This is a genomic window from Monashia sp. HAY1-2A, assembly GCF_056755315.1.
Window position 1 is genome coordinate 1 of record NZ_JBNDHY010000831.1, and the last position, 233, is coordinate 233.

At 73.4% G+C, this 233-nt stretch carries 1 protein-coding gene; it reads right to left on the reverse strand.

The window, feature by feature from the left end; all coding sequences use genetic code 11:
• The coding region (locus ACPYOM_RS24110) for a hypothetical protein (protein ID WP_481347918.1) at positions 1-233 on the reverse strand (233 nt) is incomplete at both ends.

The following is a 233-nucleotide window of genomic DNA, read 5'->3' on the forward strand; positions in this document are numbered from 1 at the left end:
AGCAGGGCCAGCGCTTCGTGCAGCTGGATGACCGCGCTGTCCAGCAGCGCGTCCACCTCGCCCAGGCGGGTGTCGTGTTCGGCCACGCGGGCCAGGTCATGCCGGGTCTGCTGCAGTAGCTGCAGCACCGACACCTCATCGTCGCCATTGAGCCGGGCGGCGGCCACGTCGCAGGCGCTGACCAGCGCCCCGGCGTGGGCCTGGCGGCGGTGGCTGCTGCCCAGGGCGGCGAT